Origin of the sequence: Vulcanisaeta distributa DSM 14429, from assembly GCF_000148385.1 — an archaeon.
Taxonomy (GTDB): domain Archaea; phylum Thermoproteota; class Thermoprotei; order Thermoproteales; family Thermocladiaceae; genus Vulcanisaeta; species Vulcanisaeta distributa.
This window is the reverse complement of the sequence record NC_014537.1, coordinates 1,750,293-1,768,547: the sequence shown is the minus strand read 5'-3', so window position 1 is coordinate 1,768,547 and position 18,255 is coordinate 1,750,293. Positions and strand designations below refer to the sequence as shown.

The 18,255-nt window shown below is 46.0% G+C and carries 19 protein-coding genes and 1 tRNA gene; 8 read left to right on the top strand and 12 right to left on the bottom strand.

Annotation, left to right across the window (positions count from 1 at the left end):
- Position 1 precedes the first annotated feature (1 nt).
- The 4 genes from VDIS_RS09260 to VDIS_RS09245 form a co-directional block, all read right to left on the bottom strand.
- Positions 2–370, bottom strand: coding sequence for a hypothetical protein (locus VDIS_RS09260; protein WP_013336976.1), 369 nt, complete (start codon positions 368–370; stop codon positions 2–4).
- A gap of 81 nt (positions 371–451) precedes the next feature.
- Positions 452–751: a hypothetical protein gene (locus VDIS_RS09255; protein WP_013336975.1), complete on the bottom strand. Its 300-nt coding sequence runs from the start codon at positions 749–751 to the stop codon at positions 452–454.
- A gap of 79 nt (positions 752–830) precedes the next feature.
- Positions 831–1,334, bottom strand: a complete 504-nt coding sequence (locus VDIS_RS09250) for a hypothetical protein (RefSeq protein WP_013336974.1) — start codon at positions 1,332–1,334, stop codon at positions 831–833.
- 2 nt (positions 1,335–1,336) lie between these two features.
- The gene (locus tag VDIS_RS09245) at positions 1,337–2,242 is read right to left on the bottom strand and encodes a molybdopterin-dependent oxidoreductase (RefSeq protein ID WP_013336973.1); all 906 of its coding nucleotides are present in this window, start codon (positions 2,240–2,242) and stop codon (positions 1,337–1,339) included.
- Between the two features lie 187 nt (positions 2,243–2,429).
- Between VDIS_RS09245 and VDIS_RS09240 the strand changes: the two genes are divergently transcribed.
- The 3 genes from VDIS_RS09240 to VDIS_RS09230 all read left to right on the top strand — a co-directional run bounded on the left by VDIS_RS09240 (position 2,430) and on the right by VDIS_RS09230 (position 4,981).
- Positions 2,430–2,912: a peroxiredoxin gene (locus VDIS_RS09240; protein WP_171804857.1), complete on the top strand. Its 483-nt coding sequence runs from the start codon at positions 2,430–2,432 to the stop codon at positions 2,910–2,912.
- Positions 2,913–3,014: 102 nt separating this feature from the next.
- A tRNA-Ala gene (locus VDIS_RS09235) sits at positions 3,015–3,091 on the top strand.
- A gap of 225 nt (positions 3,092–3,316) precedes the next feature.
- Positions 3,317–4,981: a hypothetical protein gene (locus VDIS_RS09230; RefSeq protein ID WP_013336971.1), complete on the top strand. Its 1,665-nt coding sequence runs from the start codon at positions 3,317–3,319 to the stop codon at positions 4,979–4,981.
- A gap of 76 nt (positions 4,982–5,057) precedes the next feature.
- Here VDIS_RS09230 and VDIS_RS09225 read toward each other — a convergent pair whose 3' ends face one another.
- Entirely contained in the window at positions 5,058–6,686 is a 1,629-nt protein-coding gene (locus VDIS_RS09225) for a hypothetical protein (protein WP_245522501.1), read from the bottom strand.
- 108 nt (positions 6,687–6,794) lie between these two features.
- On the bottom strand, positions 6,795–8,375 hold the full coding sequence (locus tag VDIS_RS09220) for a hypothetical protein (protein ID WP_013336969.1): 1,581 nt from the start codon (positions 8,373–8,375) through the stop codon (positions 6,795–6,797).
- A gap of 203 nt (positions 8,376–8,578) precedes the next feature.
- Between VDIS_RS09220 and VDIS_RS09215 the strand changes: the two genes are divergently transcribed.
- Positions 8,579–9,535 carry a threonine ammonia-lyase gene (locus VDIS_RS09215; RefSeq protein WP_216086130.1) on the top strand — a complete coding sequence of 319 codons (957 nt, stop codon included), beginning with the start codon at positions 8,579–8,581 and terminating at the stop codon, positions 9,533–9,535.
- Positions 9,536–9,539: 4 nt separating this feature from the next.
- Positions 9,540–10,721 (top strand): fucose isomerase, encoded by a 1,182-nt coding sequence (locus VDIS_RS09210; protein ID WP_013336967.1) that lies wholly within the window; start codon positions 9,540–9,542, stop codon positions 10,719–10,721.
- 1 nt (position 10,722) lies between these two features.
- Here the strand turns inward: VDIS_RS09210 and dcd are convergent, their stop codons facing one another.
- The 4 genes from dcd to VDIS_RS09190 all read right to left on the bottom strand — a co-directional run bounded on the left by dcd (position 10,723) and on the right by VDIS_RS09190 (position 13,940).
- Positions 10,723–11,262, bottom strand: coding sequence for a dCTP deaminase (gene dcd / locus VDIS_RS09205; RefSeq protein WP_013336966.1), 540 nt, complete (start codon positions 11,260–11,262; stop codon positions 10,723–10,725).
- Between the two features lie 74 nt (positions 11,263–11,336).
- The gene (gene metG / locus VDIS_RS09200) at positions 11,337–13,091 is read right to left on the bottom strand and encodes a methionine--tRNA ligase (protein ID WP_013336965.1); all 1,755 of its coding nucleotides are present in this window, start codon (positions 13,089–13,091) and stop codon (positions 11,337–11,339) included.
- Positions 13,092–13,135: 44 nt separating this feature from the next.
- Positions 13,136–13,675 carry an archaeal heat shock protein Hsp20 gene (hsp20, locus tag VDIS_RS09195; protein WP_013336964.1) on the bottom strand — a complete coding sequence of 180 codons (540 nt, stop codon included), beginning with the start codon at positions 13,673–13,675 and terminating at the stop codon, positions 13,136–13,138.
- 34 nt (positions 13,676–13,709) lie between these two features.
- Entirely contained in the window at positions 13,710–13,940 is a 231-nt protein-coding gene (locus VDIS_RS09190) for a 30S ribosomal protein S17e (protein WP_013336963.1), read from the bottom strand.
- 91 nt (positions 13,941–14,031) lie between these two features.
- Between VDIS_RS09190 and VDIS_RS09185 the strand changes: the two genes are divergently transcribed.
- Complete coding sequence (locus VDIS_RS09185; RefSeq protein ID WP_245522500.1) at positions 14,032–14,760, top strand: proteasome assembly chaperone family protein; 729 nt, start codon at positions 14,032–14,034, stop codon at positions 14,758–14,760.
- On the opposite strand, the gene tgtA is transcribed toward VDIS_RS09185, so the two are convergent.
- Both tgtA and VDIS_RS09175 read right to left on the bottom strand, forming a co-directional pair.
- The gene (gene tgtA, locus VDIS_RS09180; protein WP_013336961.1) at positions 14,751–16,397 is read right to left on the bottom strand and encodes a tRNA guanosine(15) transglycosylase TgtA; all 1,647 of its coding nucleotides are present in this window, start codon (positions 16,395–16,397) and stop codon (positions 14,751–14,753) included. The genes VDIS_RS09185 and tgtA overlap by 10 nt on opposite strands.
- 74 nt (positions 16,398–16,471) lie before the next feature.
- On the bottom strand, positions 16,472–16,894 hold the full coding sequence (locus VDIS_RS09175; RefSeq protein WP_013336960.1) for an Lsm family RNA-binding protein: 423 nt from the start codon (positions 16,892–16,894) through the stop codon (positions 16,472–16,474).
- A gap of 57 nt (positions 16,895–16,951) precedes the next feature.
- Here VDIS_RS09175 and VDIS_RS09170 point away from each other — a divergent pair, with 57 nt between their 5' ends.
- Both VDIS_RS09170 and VDIS_RS09165 read left to right on the top strand, forming a co-directional pair.
- Positions 16,952–17,302 (top strand): hypothetical protein, encoded by a 351-nt coding sequence (locus VDIS_RS09170; protein WP_013336959.1) that lies wholly within the window; start codon positions 16,952–16,954, stop codon positions 17,300–17,302.
- A gap of 108 nt (positions 17,303–17,410) precedes the next feature.
- Positions 17,411–18,238: a TFIIB-type zinc ribbon-containing protein gene (locus VDIS_RS09165; protein ID WP_148678305.1), complete on the top strand. Its 828-nt coding sequence runs from the start codon at positions 17,411–17,413 to the stop codon at positions 18,236–18,238.
- The last annotated feature ends 17 nt before the right edge of the window (positions 18,239–18,255 follow it).

The following is an 18,255-nucleotide window of genomic DNA, read 5'->3' as shown; positions in this document are numbered from 1 at the left end:
CTCACTTCATATTCCTAATCAACTTCTGCCGCGTATTCTCATCAAGAAGTTGCAAAACCCTACCCACAATAGCCTGATCCCTACTCTGAAGGTTCTTATCCAGGCTGGAGACCACCCTACTTCTTAATGCCAGCCCTGCCTTAACAACCTCGTCTGGGTACGAGGCCAGGATCTTCATCGTGGTTTTGCACCAATTAATGTACTCATCATCAGTGGCCCTACTGGCGAGGGTCTCAATGACTCCACGTAGTGCCTGGAATGCCTGGTCCTCCTTTAGTGTGAATAGCATTTGTAGTATTGACCTTATTTGCTGCTCACGCTGATTCTCAGGTAATCGAGCTATCTGTATTGGGTCTACCTGCGAACTCATTGATCACTGTTAATGTATTGCTAAAATAAATGAATCCCGGCACACCAGTAAAAATAACAAAATCCCAAATTAATCCAGGTTTTACGGAGGCAGTAGAAGACGTAGTGGATTGCCAACATCCCTCAGGAAGTCGCGGAGTTCACGCCTAACATTCTCATCACGCAGGATCTCGATTATTAATGCCTTGAGCGACGACCTGAACTCCTTGTCGTTAATTACCGAGAGCATTGACGCTATAACTATCTTCCTTAGGTTTGGGTCATTAACTAGGTCCGCCAGCACCACCTGTATCAGTGGCTTGACTGACGTTAGTATCCCGGTCACGAGCATTTCCTGATTAATAACCTGCCCTGCTTGCACCGGCTGCTTATCATTACTCATCAACATACTCATTAAATCAATGGGTTAAAAACCTATTACCCTAAGCAAAAATGCGAGGTAACGTCGATGCCGTGCTTAATTAAATAATTACTAATAAGCTGTAGAGGTACATGGTGATTGTGAAGAGTGCTATGAGCATTGAGAGTATGACGTAGGTGTAAAGTGGTTTCCAGGTAATCCTCCTCCTTATTAATGCGAGACCAATGCCACTGGCTATATGTAGTATGAAGAAGAGCGATAGCGGTGCGATTAATAGTATGTGCAATTGAAGAGCTAGCCCTCTCGTCAAGGTGCCGAACGTTAGGGAGTACACTATGGACGAAGTCGTGGGCCCAGCGCCAAACCCCGTAATTGCCTCGGCAATGGATAGCGCAAGTAATATCCATGCAGTCCTCCTTTGAAAACTCGGTGAGTATATTGAGTCGGAAATATTGATGCTAAGGGCTGGGTAAACCGCCATTGCAATACCGGGTACTGCGATGATCCATGACTTGAGATACATCGCTAAGACCATCGTTAGAATACCAGGGTATATCAGTGCGGTCTTATTGATGCGTAGATCGCCAATACGTAGGGACTGCATTATTAATCACCGTTCTTCTTAGCAACGTCTGGGTAACCCCTCGACTCCCAATAGCCCAGGTAATTCTCGTTAGTCACCGTGATCTTAACCAGCCATTTCACGTATTTATAGCCCCACCACCTAGGTACGACCAATCTTACGGGATAACCGTGGGTCCTTAATAGTGGTTGTCCATTAGCCATGAATGCGATCAGTGTGTCATCCTCCATTGCCTTCCACAACGGTAAATCACTTGTGTACTCATCAGCCCCATAGAGTATTACCTTAGTCGCACTTGATTGGATACCTGCAAGATTCAACACGTACTTCAATGGCACGCCAGTCCACTCAACTACTGCCCTTAGGAAGTACGGATCTGAAACGCACTGTATTGTGTCTAGGATCGTTTTAGTAGGCATACTCGTTAACTCAGGGTAGGTCAGGCTCAATGGATTATTCACAAGCCCATCAATTACCAGCGTATAACTGCCGACATTTACCTGAGGTGTGGGCCCTATTTGTACGATATACCAGTCATCCAGTGGCGTTAGACTTACGTTAGTAACATTACTGGTACTACCCGTGTTATTTACGGCATTGCCTACAGAAACTGAACTGACGTTTACCTGCTGCGTCCTGTTTGTGGGGAAGGTCTTAATGGCCGATATGTGTGATGTGGTTGGTACGGTTATGTTGACCGCGGACTCATTAGTGATTGATTGATTTAACCTGGATTCATTAACTGCAGAAGAGGTTACGGAGTTATTGGCGAAGGTACTTTCAGTGTTTTTGCCGTTATTAGTTATTACATTGGGTAACATGCTTGCGAGCATTGCAGCAGCACCGGCGGTTAGTAGCATGGTCAGGAACCTCCTCCTACCACTTATGCCCGCATTACTCGGTCTTTTACCTTTGGCGTCACTTGTCATTGGTGAGTGCGTGGTTGGGCCGTTAAATAATGCTTATTCAGAATCCCTTACAAACTTATTACTAATTCCCGTACACCCTAATCCATTAATTAATTCTTAATTTTGTAACAACCCCAATGCCTATTACTAATTTATGAATTATAACCTCAATTATTTAAGGTTGGGACGCCATGGTTACCTGATCATCATGGTTGAGGTTGGGGAAAGGGCCCCGGACTTTGAGCTCCTGGACACTGAGTTGAAACTAAGGAGGTTATCTGAATTCCTCGGTAAGAGGTTCGTGGTCATATTAACCTTCCCAGCGGCCTTCTCGCCAGTATGCACAAAGGAGTTATGCACATTCAGGGATAGGATGGCGCTGCTAAACAAAGCCAACGCTGAGGTTATAGCTATAAGCGTGGACACGCCATTCACACTCAAGGCATTTAAGGAAGCGAATAGGCTAAACTTCACATTATTGAGCGACTTCAATAAGGAGATGATTACGAAGTATGGGGTCATCCACGAAAACTTACTCGGCCTTAAAGGCGTCGCCAAAAGGGCCGTGTTCATACTTGATCCTAAAGGCATTGTGGTTTACAAGTGGGTCAGTGATAACCCGGGTGTTGAACCACCCTACGAAGAGGTAATACGCATAGTTGATGAATTAAACAAGAAATACTCCACATAATTCGAGGCACACATAAGCCAATAACCCACTCAAAAACAATAAAGTCATCACTGCAACAGCCCAAGGCTAAAAACTTAAATTCCTTGGCTCCCGGTTCTTCCCGGGCCGGTAGTCTAGCCTGGAAGGATGCCCGCCTCGCACGCGGGAGATCCCGGGTTCAAATCCCGGCCGGTCCACCAGTTTTCGTTTCTTTGTTTTATGGTGTTTCATGGTCTTGCTTGACGTGTTTCCTTTCCTTGATTTATGCCTTGTTGTCTTTGTGTTTGCTTAGTTCATTGCCGTGTATGTTTTAAGGGCGAATCAACAGGTGCTCAATCACATGAAGCAGAACCAAGCAATAAATGCTCGACTCACTTTAACTGAACACCCAAAGTAAAAAAGCCCCATGAAGTGAGGGATTTTATATGGTTATGGGGTTTAAACACCGTAGGTGGTTGTTCATAGTGTTACTCGTGATGGTGATTGCCTACGCCTCATTATTCACCTACGCGCATATGGGCCGTACCGTCCTTAAGTACGTCGGACCTGGCTATGTGGTTGAGTACGTTAGGTATCCCGAATTACCCTGGCCCCTAAACATACTTACCTTTGGCCCACCGAATGAGTACCCACTCATAAACATTGCCATCACCAACGCCCCCACACCGTACCCCCACACCAACGCCAGGTTCTTCATATACGCCACGGGCCCCTCCGTTGGTGGTTTTGTTGATGTTGGGCATTACCTGAGTAATTCAACGGATTTCGTGATAGACGTGGGCAATTACACGGCGTATGCACTCGAACTTGATAATTACCTAAGGATGACCCCGGACATGGCTGGCCCGTCAATAATCCTCTTCATAAGCACAATAACGAATACGAGCAAGGGCCCCTCCGTGGTCACTGGGTTTGTCACTGTACCAATAATACCAGTGCTTGCTAGGGGCTCGGTTGTTGATGTTGTAATTAATTATACGAGGGTTGTGAAGGTCGGGTTGACCGTGAATGCCACGGGTGCCTTATCCTTCCAAGACCCATCAACACAACCACCAAGCACAGCATCCGCTGGTTGTGTATTCGTTGGTGGTGGTACCTACAGGGGTGGGGAGGAGTGTTGGTATTGGCAACTTAACACGGTACTACTGACTCAGGATGACGCACCATTCCCAGTGGTGGCTCAGGTAATACGGTCGTCGGAGGTGGACTACGTGGGTGAGAGTGATGTTCGGGTGGGCATTGAGCTTAGTCAATCCACCTACACCGGGGCTGGCTTCACCCTATCACTGGCAATACCAACAAACACCGGAGTCAATATAGAAATACCCGGAACAGGCTACACACTACAACTACAAAGTAACCAAAATAACTATACGCTATTAAATTATGAATGCTACTTCACAAATCCATTGGTACCAATAACGCCTTTATGCGAATATGCAAATGTGAGCGCAAATTATGCCGTCTCAGCGCCCAGTATTTCCAGCGCCGGTGCTTATGGCATTGCCATAGTTGGTTATCTTGAGATTGCTAATTATACGGAGTATGAGTGTATAGGGCCATTGGGTGATCCCTGCATTGGCACTGTTGAGGCTGTGCGGTGGGTGATAGTGACTTGGTTCGCAGCCTATAACAATACTAGCGTTAATGAGTTTGAGGCGGAGCCGCTGGATCCAACGGTGATGATGAACTACATACAAACACTACTCAATAATGAGGCATTCAACACGGTAACATTCCCAAGCGGTACAGGATATATTACCGCAGGGGATATTGACACCCAGGTGGGTGCGTCACCCCTCTTTGCCCTTGCGGGTGATATGGGCTCAATCCTCGAGGCCATGGGCATATCAATACCCCCAGAGTTAGACCCATTTTTAAACTACCTATTAATGGGCATATCCTTCAATGCAGAGACAATCAGCACTATTTCATCATCAATAAGTATTACGTCTGAACCCTTAACTGGCGCATGTAACGGTAACCCTATTGTTTATGAGTTTAATTACCAGGTCTACGTAAGTAACCTAAGCAATTACTACCCAGCACCAACGTTTTACGCAGACTTCAACGCAGGCCCATGCTCATAACCCCATAAATCCAAGGGCTACCTCAAAATTGCATTACTCTGTTTGGTGTTTTCCTTCATGTCGCTAATTTATTTACTCAGGGTGGACATATTATGGGCACTGCATATGTTGTTGTACCGGTTACGTAAGAATACGGTGGAGATTGTGAGTATATGTATGGTTTACCTGATATGTTGGCTATGGTGCTTGATTGCGGGGTAACAATGACCACCCACTCAATATCGGCCCAGGTAGTTTGATGAACCTCATAGGCGCATGGGTATTGTGCCGTGACCACATTATTCTCAAAATCAACATTAAACACAGCCATGCTCTGCGATGTTAAACCTGATAAGTACATATTAGCCGGTGTTAGGTCTTCAAAGGAATTTGGGAAATCCCGCTGGTTAGCACCATAACCTATGTTGAAGGTCCACGTAATGTTAGCCACCTCCACAGTCCAGCCATTAAAACTTGTCGTCTCGGCAGGGCTAAGTGAACCACCAATACTCTCACTAGTACCGGTGGGTAATGATATGCTAACACTAACGCTTGGAATTCCCGTAACGGTTACACCAAACGACACGGTATAGCTAGCCGTATTACTTATTGCTCGTGGATTCCACGAACTAGGACTGAACGTACCACCACCTTGATCACCAACGAATGCGTTTGTTACGCCGGCGCTGTATTGTTGATATCCGTAATAATAATCAATAGCCCCTAGCTGTGAAACAACATAACCATTATTACCATACATAGTTGAGGATTCATAATAATTCTCATAGCCAAGAACCTGAACCGCTAGATAATAAGTTGGGCTATATCCACCTAACTGCTCTTCATTAATCGAATTAGCCACGGCGAGGCATGTATCCCAATAGAACGTTCCATTGCCGTCGATATACCCCTCTACACCACTATCAGATATGCCAACCCACATTGGTGCTGTCCATATGAGGGTACTGTCGCCTACTGAGTAAATGCTAAGTGCAGGGCTTAATTGAGAACCGCCAATGTATTGCTCATACCCAGCATAGCATGGATCTTTCAACCTAAGGATAGGCTTCATAATACCTGCTATGAACTGCGGTAGTTGATTTAGGTATATTGGGCCTATGATCAGGCCTCTTGGTCTAACCCACTTTGCAACGAACACCACTGGCTCTTTATCGCTCACTGGGATTACTGGGTAAGCAATTAAATAGTCTGGGACTTCCTCCCTGAGCATTGCACCGTTTAAAATCAGCCCATTATTAACTGCCTTAGCCCATGAATAGGCTAGTACGAATTCGACAATGCTCTCATCGCTTGCGTTTGCGTATATGCCAACAATATCACCCCTGGCAATTGCGTTAGCCAGCTCGTGAATCACTGGGCTTGTTAAGTTAACCTCGACCTTGCCACCTGAGTCGTTTATTATAATGTCCGGCTTTATTGCTGACCAGTCGATGATTATCATGCTGTTGTTTGGTAGGGTTGTTAGTTGGTTTGTGGTTGTTAGTTTGACTGTTGATTGGTTTATGCCTGCGTTGATTAATCCCTGAATGAGTGTTGCCGGCCCAATAACGTAAATAGGCACGTTAATACCTACCAATGCCGACCCACCTACGGCATTAGGACTTGCCTGACCCACCCGACCAACGACTTTATACCCTAACCCATTAACTGCATGAAAGGTAAGAACTGAGAGAAGGACGACGGCAACTATTACTGAAATAACCACCACAAATAACCGTCCCATTCTTAATCCCATGACTACCACTAGGATTTTCATTCTGCGGGACTTTTTAATTTTGGGTATTTAGAGGAGAAGATGAGGCATTGCTTGCTACTATGTTATGTCGCCGCAGATGTATGGTATGGATTCACTGTATGATGTTACTCCGGTTATGTCGTACGGGCTTTGTTGATTTACTATCTGGGCGCTGAAGCCTGTTGGTGGTGATGAACCTGGATTGTACTGTAGTACCCACTGGATTTGAGTCCATATAACCTCGTAGTTATAGACCCAGGCAGTGCACGGTATGTCCTGCACCGACGTGACTAGATTAACGCCTAGTTCATTGTTAAAGGTGGCGGTTTGATAAGTATTGAGCCCCTGCGGTAGTACCCACTCATCGGCATCCTCGGCGAATGCCACCATGTACTTCTGATTAGCCTGTTGATTACTACCCATGTAGAACCACCAGGTGTTATTAACAGCCGCCGTGTTCGTAGTTGGTGCTGTATTCTCACTCTGAATATTGACGGATGATGGTGATTCACTATACTCAACCTCGAATGCGATATTCACATCACCAGTTCCAAACTCGACTGTGAATGTCACGACGTAATTTGATGACGTTGATATTGGGTTCGCACCACTCTCATACTCTAGGTATGAATCAGTGGTGCTGCTTTGGTAATAATCCCACCCCAGCTCATGGTCCATGGTGCCTATGAAGTAGTTTATGTAGCCATTGTTACCGATCATGGTGCTTGACGGTGAATAGGCAATCCATGCAGCAGTTACCACGGGGTAATACGGCGCAGCGCCAGCGGGTATATATGGCTCCCCATTGCCGTTGTAAACGAATATGCACGTATCGTAGTAGAGGGTGCCATTGCCATCATTATAAGCCTCGGTATCAACGCCATTATAATAAGGTTGATAATCAAAGACGACACCGCCTAGGCTATTCGCATTTTGAACATACTTCTGACAAGGATCAACATTCGTTAATGTCGTACTCCGTAACTCATATGGTTCGTAAATATTAAGAAGCGATACCTGGTTTGACCCTACTTCATGACCCCATGTACTGATTATTCGTTGGTAGTTGGTTATTATGCCTATTATGTCTTTAGTTTTGTAGCTACTGCCGAATACCAGTGCGTTTTTACTGCCGAAGGCTGAGAGGTATTGCCCGGCGATGATTGGGTAGGTCGTTATTTTACTGCCGTAGGCCCTGGCCCATGACCGAGCTAAGGCCCATATTACCAGTGGGCTTTCCTCAGTACTTGATACATGAATAATCACCAAGTCACCCCTCTTAAATAACGTACTCAGGACGCCGATGATCACTGAGTAATTACCACCCGAATAACTCAATAAAGAATCCCAATCAATAACAACAACACTATTATTTTGCGTGTTTGTTATTTGGTTTATGGTTATTGGTTTGATTAGTGATGGGTTAATGCCCATGCTGGCTAACTCTTGGGTGAGTGTTGTTGGTCCGATGACGTAGATAGTCACGTTAATGCCTATTAGTGCTGGCTTATTTACGGTATTAAGGCCTGCCTGATCCACCTGACCAACGGCTTTACTCCCCAACCTATTAACCACATGGAAAGCAAGGACTGAGGAGAAGACAGCAACAGCAACAACCAAAACCACCAACAACCACCTCCTTCTTAAACCCATAACCATCAGAATCTTCTATCTCGCGGGACTTTTTTTAACTTCGGGTGCTCAGAGAAAATGAATCGGGTAGGTTCGGTTTTTGGCTTCATGATTAAGTAGGAACCAAATAGAGTGATGCATTGTAACGTTACCTAATGTTCTGTTTAAATTTCAACAGGGCTTCACCGCGGGTTGTAAGGCTTATTAAGGGCGTAGCGTTAATGCTTCTAATGTTTTCGTTGTCGGACGTTTATAGAGCTAGGCAGGTGATTATTAGGTACTTGCCGAGAACTCCCCTCGTCTATTCACGTCAGTTATCTAGGTTGCTTGGCTTTGATGTTTACCTGAAGCTTGAGAATCTTCAGCCAACCAGGGCGTTTAAGGTTAGGGGTGGTGTGTATTTCGCGATGGTTAGGAGGGATGAGGCGCAGAGGAAGGGATTAATTGCGGCGTCCACGGGTAATCATGCGCAGTCCGTTGCCTACGCCGGTAAGTTAATCGGTGCTAGGGTCGTGATTGTAATGCCTGAGGGCGTGTCTAGGGTTAAGGTTGAGGCTTTGAAGGACCTGGGCGCCGAGATAGTATTTCACGGTAAGGTGTTTGATGAGGCCTTGGACTACGCAATGAGCCTTGCCAATAGGGAGGGCTTGCTATTCGTGCATAGTACCAATGAGCCGCTACTCTACCCGGGGGTTGGTACAATGCATCTAGAGGTTATTGAGGACCTGCCCGACGTTGATGTGGTGATTAACCCAATAGGCGGTGGCTCGGGGGCTTCGAGTGCCGTGATTGTTTATAAGTCTGTTAACCCATCAATTAAGGTCATAGGCGTACAGGCGGAGGGCGCGCCGAGCGTTTACCTATCGCTTAAGGAGGGTAGGTTGGTCTCCACGGGTTACGCTAGGACTATTGCCGAGGGCTTGGCCACGGCTAGGGCTTATGAGTTGCCGTTCAGCATATTGAGGGGTAGGATTGATGATGTGGTTCTTGTTAGTGATGATGAGATGCTCAGGGCCATTAAGGAATTAGCCCTTAACGCTGGGCAGGTTGCGGAGCCTGCGGGTGCTGCTGCGTTGGCTGCTGCCATGAAGTTGAGGAATCAGTTGGTGGGTAAGAAGGTCGTTGTAATGGTTACCGGCGGCAATATTGACCCAGAACTGTTTATGAAGGCCCTTGAGAATTATTAGGTGTATGAGGAGGATCGTTGTACTGGGCTTCGTCTCACCACTACATAGGAACAGGCTACCCGCTATTGAGGGTGTTGATAGGATCGTATCAAGTACTGATGAGTTAAGGGGATTGAACATTAGTAATACATTCGTCGTCGCCTTAATACTGTCAGGTGGTGTTAGTCGCCTTGTTAGGGAGTTCGCTGAGGATTATGGTCTACGTAGGTTACTGCTTGTTTCTCATCCAGGTCTTAATAGCCTTGCCTCGGCCCTTGACGCAAGGGCTCTACTTAGTGAGGTTGGGATTGACTCGGGGATACTTCATCTTAAGGACTTGGGTCGTATTGACCATGCACTTAGGATTGCCAGGGCCATAGCCTCCATACTCGGTATTAGGGTTGCCTTGCTTGGTGTTGGGGCTAAGGATAGTGTGGCTAGGACCTTTGAGGATAGGTTTGAGGCTAGGGTTGATGCCGTACCTATGGAGAGCCTTGAGGACATGATTAATAATGCTGATGAGAAATTGGCCGTAGAGTTCATGAATTACATTAAAGGTAGGGCTAGGTTTGAGGTCAGTGATGAGAGGCTTAGGGATGTTGGTAAGATTTATGCTGCCATGCGTAGTCTCTACGGTAAGTACGATGCCTTCGCCATTAACTGCTTCCCATACCTAATTAAGCATGGGGTCACGCCATGTTTGGCGTTGGCTAGGCTTAATGAGGAGGGGTTGATAGCGGCATGCGAGGCTGACCTGAGGGCTTTGTTCTCGATGGTCATTGCTCGGGAGTTGACTGGCTATAGTGGTTGGATTGCGAATACGAACCACATTGAGGGCAGTAGGGTCACAATGGCTCATTGCACCATAGCCCTTAACATGATCAGGGATGCCAGTGTCGTAACCCACTTTGAGTCTGGGTTTAACTATGGCTTGACTGGCAGGTTGCTGTTTAATGATGTGACTGGGGTTTCGGTCTCAAGCGATTTCAGGAGGATGGGCATATTCAGCGCCAGGGTTGTTGAGTCAGGTCTACTGAGCGATAGGATGTGCAGGACACAGGCAATACTCGACCTCGGTATTAACTCATCGGTAATCCTTAGGCTGGCGCCGTATAACCACCACGTCATAATACCTGGGAATGTAGTTAGGGAGTTGGAGACCATAGCTGGCGTCTTTGGTATGGAAGTCGTTAAATACACGCCATAACTCAGCACTCACCCTTCATGCCCTTCGGCGGTGTGACTCCCCTCTGCCCCAGGTACCTGCCCAGGTACTTCGCCTCACCGATTGCCTTGACTAAAACCACGTGTAGGAATCTCATGCCTGGCCTAAGGACCATGTAGTTGCCGCTGTTGTTTATTACCTCGATTGTTACGTTGCCCTCAAAGCCCGCGTCTATTATTGTTGGTGGTACGCTTAAGCCGTACCTAGCCAGGGTTGAGCGTAGGTTGCAGAAGCCGACCACATCCCTTGGGAACTTCACGTACTCCATGGTGGTTAGTAGCGCGAAGCTCCTTGGCGGTATGACTATCCTGCCATCCTTAGCCTCAACAATACTAAATAGGTGCCTCGCACTCTCCAGTTCGCATGGGTCTATTACCTGCCCATCAAAGGCGTATATGGCGTACTCAGTCCCAACCCTAAGGTCAAGCCCATTCTCCCTAACAACATCCTCGGTGAAGGGCTCGATTGATAGGACCCCGCTCTTGACGAGTTTTAGTATTTCATCCCTCGTTAGTACGGCCATTAACTTATCAGCGAGTCCCGCAACTTATTTTTATTACCATGAAACCCCACAGGTATTCCCCACGTATTACCTCCTCACTGGTTGGGAAGGTATACCTGCTCCCATGGGTACCTGCCCTTATCCTTCGAATCCCTTATCTCATCCAGTCTCCTCATCATTGCCTTAAACTCATCATAACTAATCTTCCTGAAAAGAGGCCTCACATTACTGACCCTGGTGCCCGGTCTCGGTGGTTCGTAGGCGTCACTCCACGTTAATTTACCGAAACCAGCCATCGACCACAGGTCCTCCATTGACCTAGGCATTACAGGCCATAGACCAATTGATAGGGCCTTAACCATGTGTAGGGCGTTGAGTATGACGGCGCCCGCCTCATCTCTATTACTCTTTATTAATTCCCAGGGCTGTCTCTCATTCAAGTACCTATTACCAACCCTGGCGATCTCCACGACCTCCATTAACGCGTCCTTAAGCTCGATTTTCTCGTAATGCTCCTCAGAACTCCTGAAGTGACTAAGGGCCTCATCCCTATACTTAACATCGACATCCCTAAGCGAGCCACTTGGTACCTCGCCATTGAACCTGGTGCTTATGAATGTGAGTACCCTATGTATGAAGTTGCCGATTACGTCATTCAATATGGAGTTTATGACCTCAAGTGCCTGGTGCCATGCGAAGCTCGTATCCCTGCCCTCGGGTCTCTGGTAAATTAATACGAATCTCCAATAATCAACTGGCATTAGCGCCAATGCCTCATCAATCCAAATGCCAATCCTCTGGCTCTTGGAGAACTTCTTACCCTCAAATAGTAAGTACTCAGTTGATGCGGTGGTGTAGGGCATTACATATGGGTCCCCAGAGGCTATGAGCATTGCGGGTAGTAGTATTACGTGGAATGGTATGTTGTCCTTACCCACGAAGAATACGACCCGCGTATTCGGATCAAACCAATACCTCTTCCACTCATCCTCATTACCCTTACCCCTGAAGTACTCAATAGTCGCCGATATGTAGCCAAGCACCGCCTCAAACCACACGTATATCGTCTTATTATCAGCACCTGGAAATGGAGCCTCAATACCCCACTTATTATCCCTAGTGATAGCCCTCGGCCTCAAACCCTCCTTAAGCATCCCAAGGCTCATCTGCTTGGCATTCTCAGGTAACGCGGTATTCCCCTCCACGTACTTCCTAACCCTATCCTCAAGCTTCGTTAAGTCCAAATACCAATGCCTGGTCTTAACCCAAATGGGCTTAGAACCGCATATTGCGCACCTCGGGTTTATCAAGAGCCTCGGTTCGAGTAACCTACCACAATTCTCACATTGATCACCGCGGGCCTTATCATAACCACAATATGGGCATGTGCCAATTATAAACCTGTCAGGCAGGTAAATCCTGTCCTTCGGGCAGTAGGGCACTTCATCCTCCCTAGTGAATACATAGCCATTCCTGTAAAGCTTCAGGAAGAACTCCTTAACGAACTCCCTATGCACTGGTGACTCAGTCCTCGTGTAATTATCGAAACTAATCTCCCATAATTCGAACAGCCTCTTCACAATCTCGTGCATCCTATCGGTCAATTCCCTCGGCTTCACACCCAACTGCAACGCCTCAACCTCAATTGGTGTACCATGCTCATCAGAGCCCGACACAAAAACAACGTCATCCCCCCTGAGCCTGAGGTATCTAGTGAAGACGTCGGCGGATAATACGGAACCAATTAAATTACCTAAGTGAGGTACTGCGTAGATGTACGGCCACGCAGAGCCTATGACCCACCTTCTCCTAGCATTTCCAGGTTGGTCACCCTCACCACCAAATGGCACAACGTAGTCCGGAAATTTAAGTTTTAAGGATTTACTAAGAGAGATTACTCAACCTTAATTTCGAACCCACTCTTCCTGGTGCTCTTCTTCTTCAACTCCACAGTTAATACCCCATTCCTATACGTAGCCTTTGACTGGCTTGGATCAACCTCGGCAGGCAGGTCAACCTCCTTGTAATACTTCCTGTCACTGTCCCTGGCACTTATGATTAATTTCCTACCATCCTCAGTAACCCTAATACTTATCTTATCCTTATCAACACCCGGCATATCCATTATAACCTTTATTGAGTCCTCCTCCTCAATAACGTCGGTCAACGGCTCAATATCCTCCTCAATAATCGGTCTCTCGCCCCTAGGCCTAACATTACCGAACTCCTTAATCCTCGGCTTACCATCCGGGCCTATGGATATTTCAAAGCCATAGTAATAGTACTTAGGCCTCGCCCTGCCCCCACGCTTCTCCTCCTCTGGCGTGACACCTCTCATCATCCTCTCCATTTCTTCCTCCATCTCACGCTCAAGCTCCTCAAAGTACTTCTGGATCCTCTTGAACCAATTATCAATATCCTCGAACCACGACATACAAGAACAAAGATAGTATGGTCTTAATAAACCTTTATTGCCCTTCCAGCTCAACCTCGGGTTTCTCCTCAGCACTAGCCTTCATTCTCTTTATCATCCTCGTTATCTCGCCAGCAACCCTATTGCGAACTGTCTTACTCGGTATATCCGCCAACTCAGCAACCACCTTCTTATTCGTCTCAAAATCATCACTAAACCTATCTGGGTAAACCTCAAGCAATCTCCTGGCAAGGCTCTTGATATACCTTGGTCTTACTCGTCCCATTGATAAGCCGTATTCTAAACCCCCTTTAAAATCTTATGTTATGTACGTAATGCTAATGCTTTTAATAACTGGTTTAGGCATTATTATTGCCGTGAGCAATGTAAGGATTAATGTAATGGAACCAATACTGAGGCCCATATACTTCCTAACGGGATTCGCAGGTATAGGCATGGTTGGTTACTTAGTCGTCCAACACCTATCAAACGCCCTTAACTGCCGTAGAGTTGGGTTTATAGAGATGCCCAGGGAACCGCCATTGAGTGCATACATCATTAGTACGAATATACTCTCAACACCTGGCGAGATTTATTACTGCCCAGGTACTGACTTTACAATTTCCATAATTCATTGGGATGGTGATTTCATGACTAAGTATGCCCATGATGTGGTTAGGACACTCGCCCGTTGGGTGTATATTAACGGTTTTAAGGAGGCCATATTATTTGGTGGGCTTGATAATAGGTTGAGGGGTGAAGATTCGGATCAGTTAAGGGTTGCCGTAACCACGGAGTACAGGAATAGGCATTCCCTGGGTGGGGTTAAGCTTATGGAGCTTAATTACGCAATGGTGGGGCCACTGGCTTTGTTAATGAATGAGTTTGAGAGGTTGGGCATACCGGCGATCTCCATATTACCATATGCCGAGCCGTTCCGTGCAGATCCTAATGCGGCTATTGTTGCCATTCAGTTCCTAAAGGAATTAACCGGCGTTGAAGTTGACGTCAGTAGGCTGAAAGAGCTAGCTGACATGATTGATAGGGAGATTAAGGAGTTACAGGAGAGTATGAAGCGTAGGGAAGGCCCTCCCCACTACATCTGATTGCCACATTGAATACCGCTTACCTCCTTAATGACCCAGGGCATTAATGAGTATAATTCCTGCCTTGATCCAGCCTCGAGTACCGTCACACCTCTAAAGCCCAGGTTTACTAACTCGTTCATTATTTTTCCACGGCTTTCCTTCACTATGATTATTATGTCCGTGAACCCCCTATTCCGTAGTTTCGATAGGTATTTACGCAGTAGGTAATGAGATAGTGAGCGCATGTGGTTTGGGGTTGGTTCTGGGTACTCATGTTGTGATAATGGATATATCTCACTTATTTCATAGGGTATTGGACCCAGGACTGGGTTGTTTATCACCACATGAACCTTACCAAGTAGGTTACTAGTTGATAATTGGTCTATTAGCCAGTAAACTAGTGAATCCCTTATGTATGGCCTATCAAGGAGCTCACCCGGTAATACCATGACCACGCATCCTTGGGGCGGCTCATAATTATTAAGGAGCCTCTCAACATGCCTAATGACCTCAGGTCTATGTAGTGATTCCACAGATGTTATGTGCAATGCCCTAACACGTCCTGACTCGTCTGGTATTACCTTTAATAAAGCCCTTAACCCCCTCCTCAGGGCCAATAATGCCGACTTAACCCTTGCATCACCACCAGCCTTTTCCTCGAGGTACTCCCAAAGGGTTCCCTCCTTAATCCTAGCCTTAATTTCCTGAATCTCCTCCCAAAGCACATATAGGTTGTGAATCGCCAATAACCTCTCACGCTCAGCCTTATTCATGCTCATTAACTCCTTAACCGTGTACTTCCTACACACGGGGCAATTACAGGGTATCTTATCAACCTTAACCTCACTAAGTCTCACAGTCCTGTCCCTGAGGATTAGCCTATCATCACGGGCATAAAGCACGTAACTGGCCGAGTCAAATAGGTCAATGCCCATGGCAACGGCAAAGGGCAGTATCAACGGGTGCCCAGCCCCGAAGAGGTGCACGGGCTTGCCTGGCGGTAATTTCTCCTTCACCACTGCTATCATCCTCATTATTGTTGAGAATTCATACTCCTCAAGGAGTGTTGTTGGGCTTCCAATGGCATAGATATCAAAGTTTAGTTCACTCATTTTAGTAGCTGAGTAGCTGAGTATGTCGAGCTTATCACCGCCCTGTACCGGACCCACTATCAGCATCCTATGTTCGGGGTCCCATATCCTAGCCTTCGTAAGGGCTGCCCTGGCTCTCCTTAGGGTCTCCTCAACCTCAAGAACCACGGCCTCCTTAGGCCTACCCCATTGGGTTGGTATGTCGAGTATAACGCCTATGTCTGTGCCTATGTCAATCTCGTACTTGAGAATTTCGTCTGGTGATACCTCAACCCTACCATACATGAGTAATTGGTATGCGCCTGAATCAGTCATAATGGGTTTATCCCAATTAAGAAGTTTATGCACGCCAACCTCCCTAACTAAGTCGCCATAGTGTCTCTTGAGTAGGTAAGCATTGGTTATTACCTGGTTGAAGCCTATGTCCGCAATATCGCTTAACGGCACCACCTGCTTCACGGGATTTATCACTGGGAATAGGGCTGGGGTCTCGATAACGCCGGACCTAGTCCTCAACCTACCAATCCTCCCTGCCAAATCCTTATCAAGTATTTCAAAGGACATTCAGGGACTACTACAAAGGATAGAATCACTCTAAAAATATATTCATCACGTGATTTTACGCTCATACCCATTAATTAGGCCCTTCGTTTAGACATAAACTCATCAAATAACTCCTTAACACGCTTAGCCAATGGTCCTGAACCCTCAACACCGGCTGTGGTCACCTTAACATTACCAACCTGAACCACGTTTGCCTCCTCAATGTACTTAACCATGCCGGGGAAATACTTATCTATATATCTAGCGAACTCCCTAAGATCCACAAACTCCTGGACAAGCACTATATCTACTATGGCGTGGCTCATTATTAAGACCCGTGAGAACCTCTCATTCTTATTGTTGACGGCATCCACAAGCATTATATTTAACGAGCTGTCAATGCCGACGAGCATTCCCTGATATGTCGTGCCCGTGCTCGTGGTCACCCTAACCTCCTTATTAACCATGTTAAGTAATTCCGCATTAAACCTCCTGGCTGCATCAGCGAGTAACGACATAATTAATCAGGATTACATAAGATAAGCTTTTTTAGTATTTTTCCTTACCGTAGAACGATGCAGTTAAGTGGTGATTTCAGGGTAATGAATGTTAAGGGTACGGATTATAAGGGCATTGTAAGGCTTGAAATGAGTAGTGAGTCTGGCGTATCCCTAGCCCTTGAATATCCGAGGGATGTCATTGGTGTTGATATTAAGCAGGGAGATAACGTTAAGGTTAGTATTAGTAATGAAAAGGACCCAAACTATGCCTCGAATTGGGATGTCTACATGAATGGTGTTGTATATTACGTGGGTGGAAACATTATTAAGATATCGATAGGGGGCTTGATAATGGACGTTAATAATTTTAAAAATGATGTTAAGGTTGGCGAGAAGGTCTATATTGGTTTGAAGGTGTTAAAGTAGGCTAAAAGTTTCAGTAAACTCTCACACCCCACCGGAGTTTAATAATCCTGAGCTATTTAGCATATAAGCACTGGACTTATTAATAACGAGAATGGAAATCACTACGCCATGCAATGCCCCTACTGTGGAAGTTCAAGAATAATTGAGAGGGATGGACAATATGTATGTATGGATTGCGGCACTGTGGCTGGTTCTGTGTACGTTTACGATACGTATACACAATCATCACCCTTAATAGATGGAGAAGAGATTGACTTAACACCAATATGGAAATCCATTGAGAAGAGCGTGAGAAAAAGTGGCGAGGTGAAACTTAGTGTCTATAGGAGGTTGAGGGCGATAAATGAGTTGTTCAGGGTAAGACGTGAGAGTTATTCAATGTATAGGGCTTATGACTGTATGTTGTTCATAGCAAGAACCTTCGGCATTAGTGATGAGTATATTGAGGAGGCTAAGCTCATTTTTAAGAAGATCCTGGCAAATAAGGATCTTTCATCGGCAACATATTACGAGGCAGCAATTGCCGCAATACTACATGTGATATTATCACATAACCTGCCCATAAGTACTAAGCAAGTGATAAACACGTGTAGGTCAAATGGCCATAAACTAACCTTTGAAGCGATAAGGGATTCCCTAGCCATTGTTGGAGTCAGGTATAGCCTGAAGGATAGGATTTTATCGCATATAAAGTCAGGACTTATTAAATTATTTGGTGATTCCTGGGTCACGATCTACCCTGAGGCTGAAAAATTCCTGAACTCATTGAAGAAATCCATTATTCAGTCAAGAAGCCCACCTATACTTGCCGCTGCCATTATTTATTGCGTGAGTAAGAGGCTTGGTCATAGGTTTAGGGTTGAGGATGTGGCTAAGGCCGTACAGGTTAGCCCATATACCCTGAGGGATTACGCACGTAAGTTATGCCCTAATTAGAATGCATTCTTCATAAT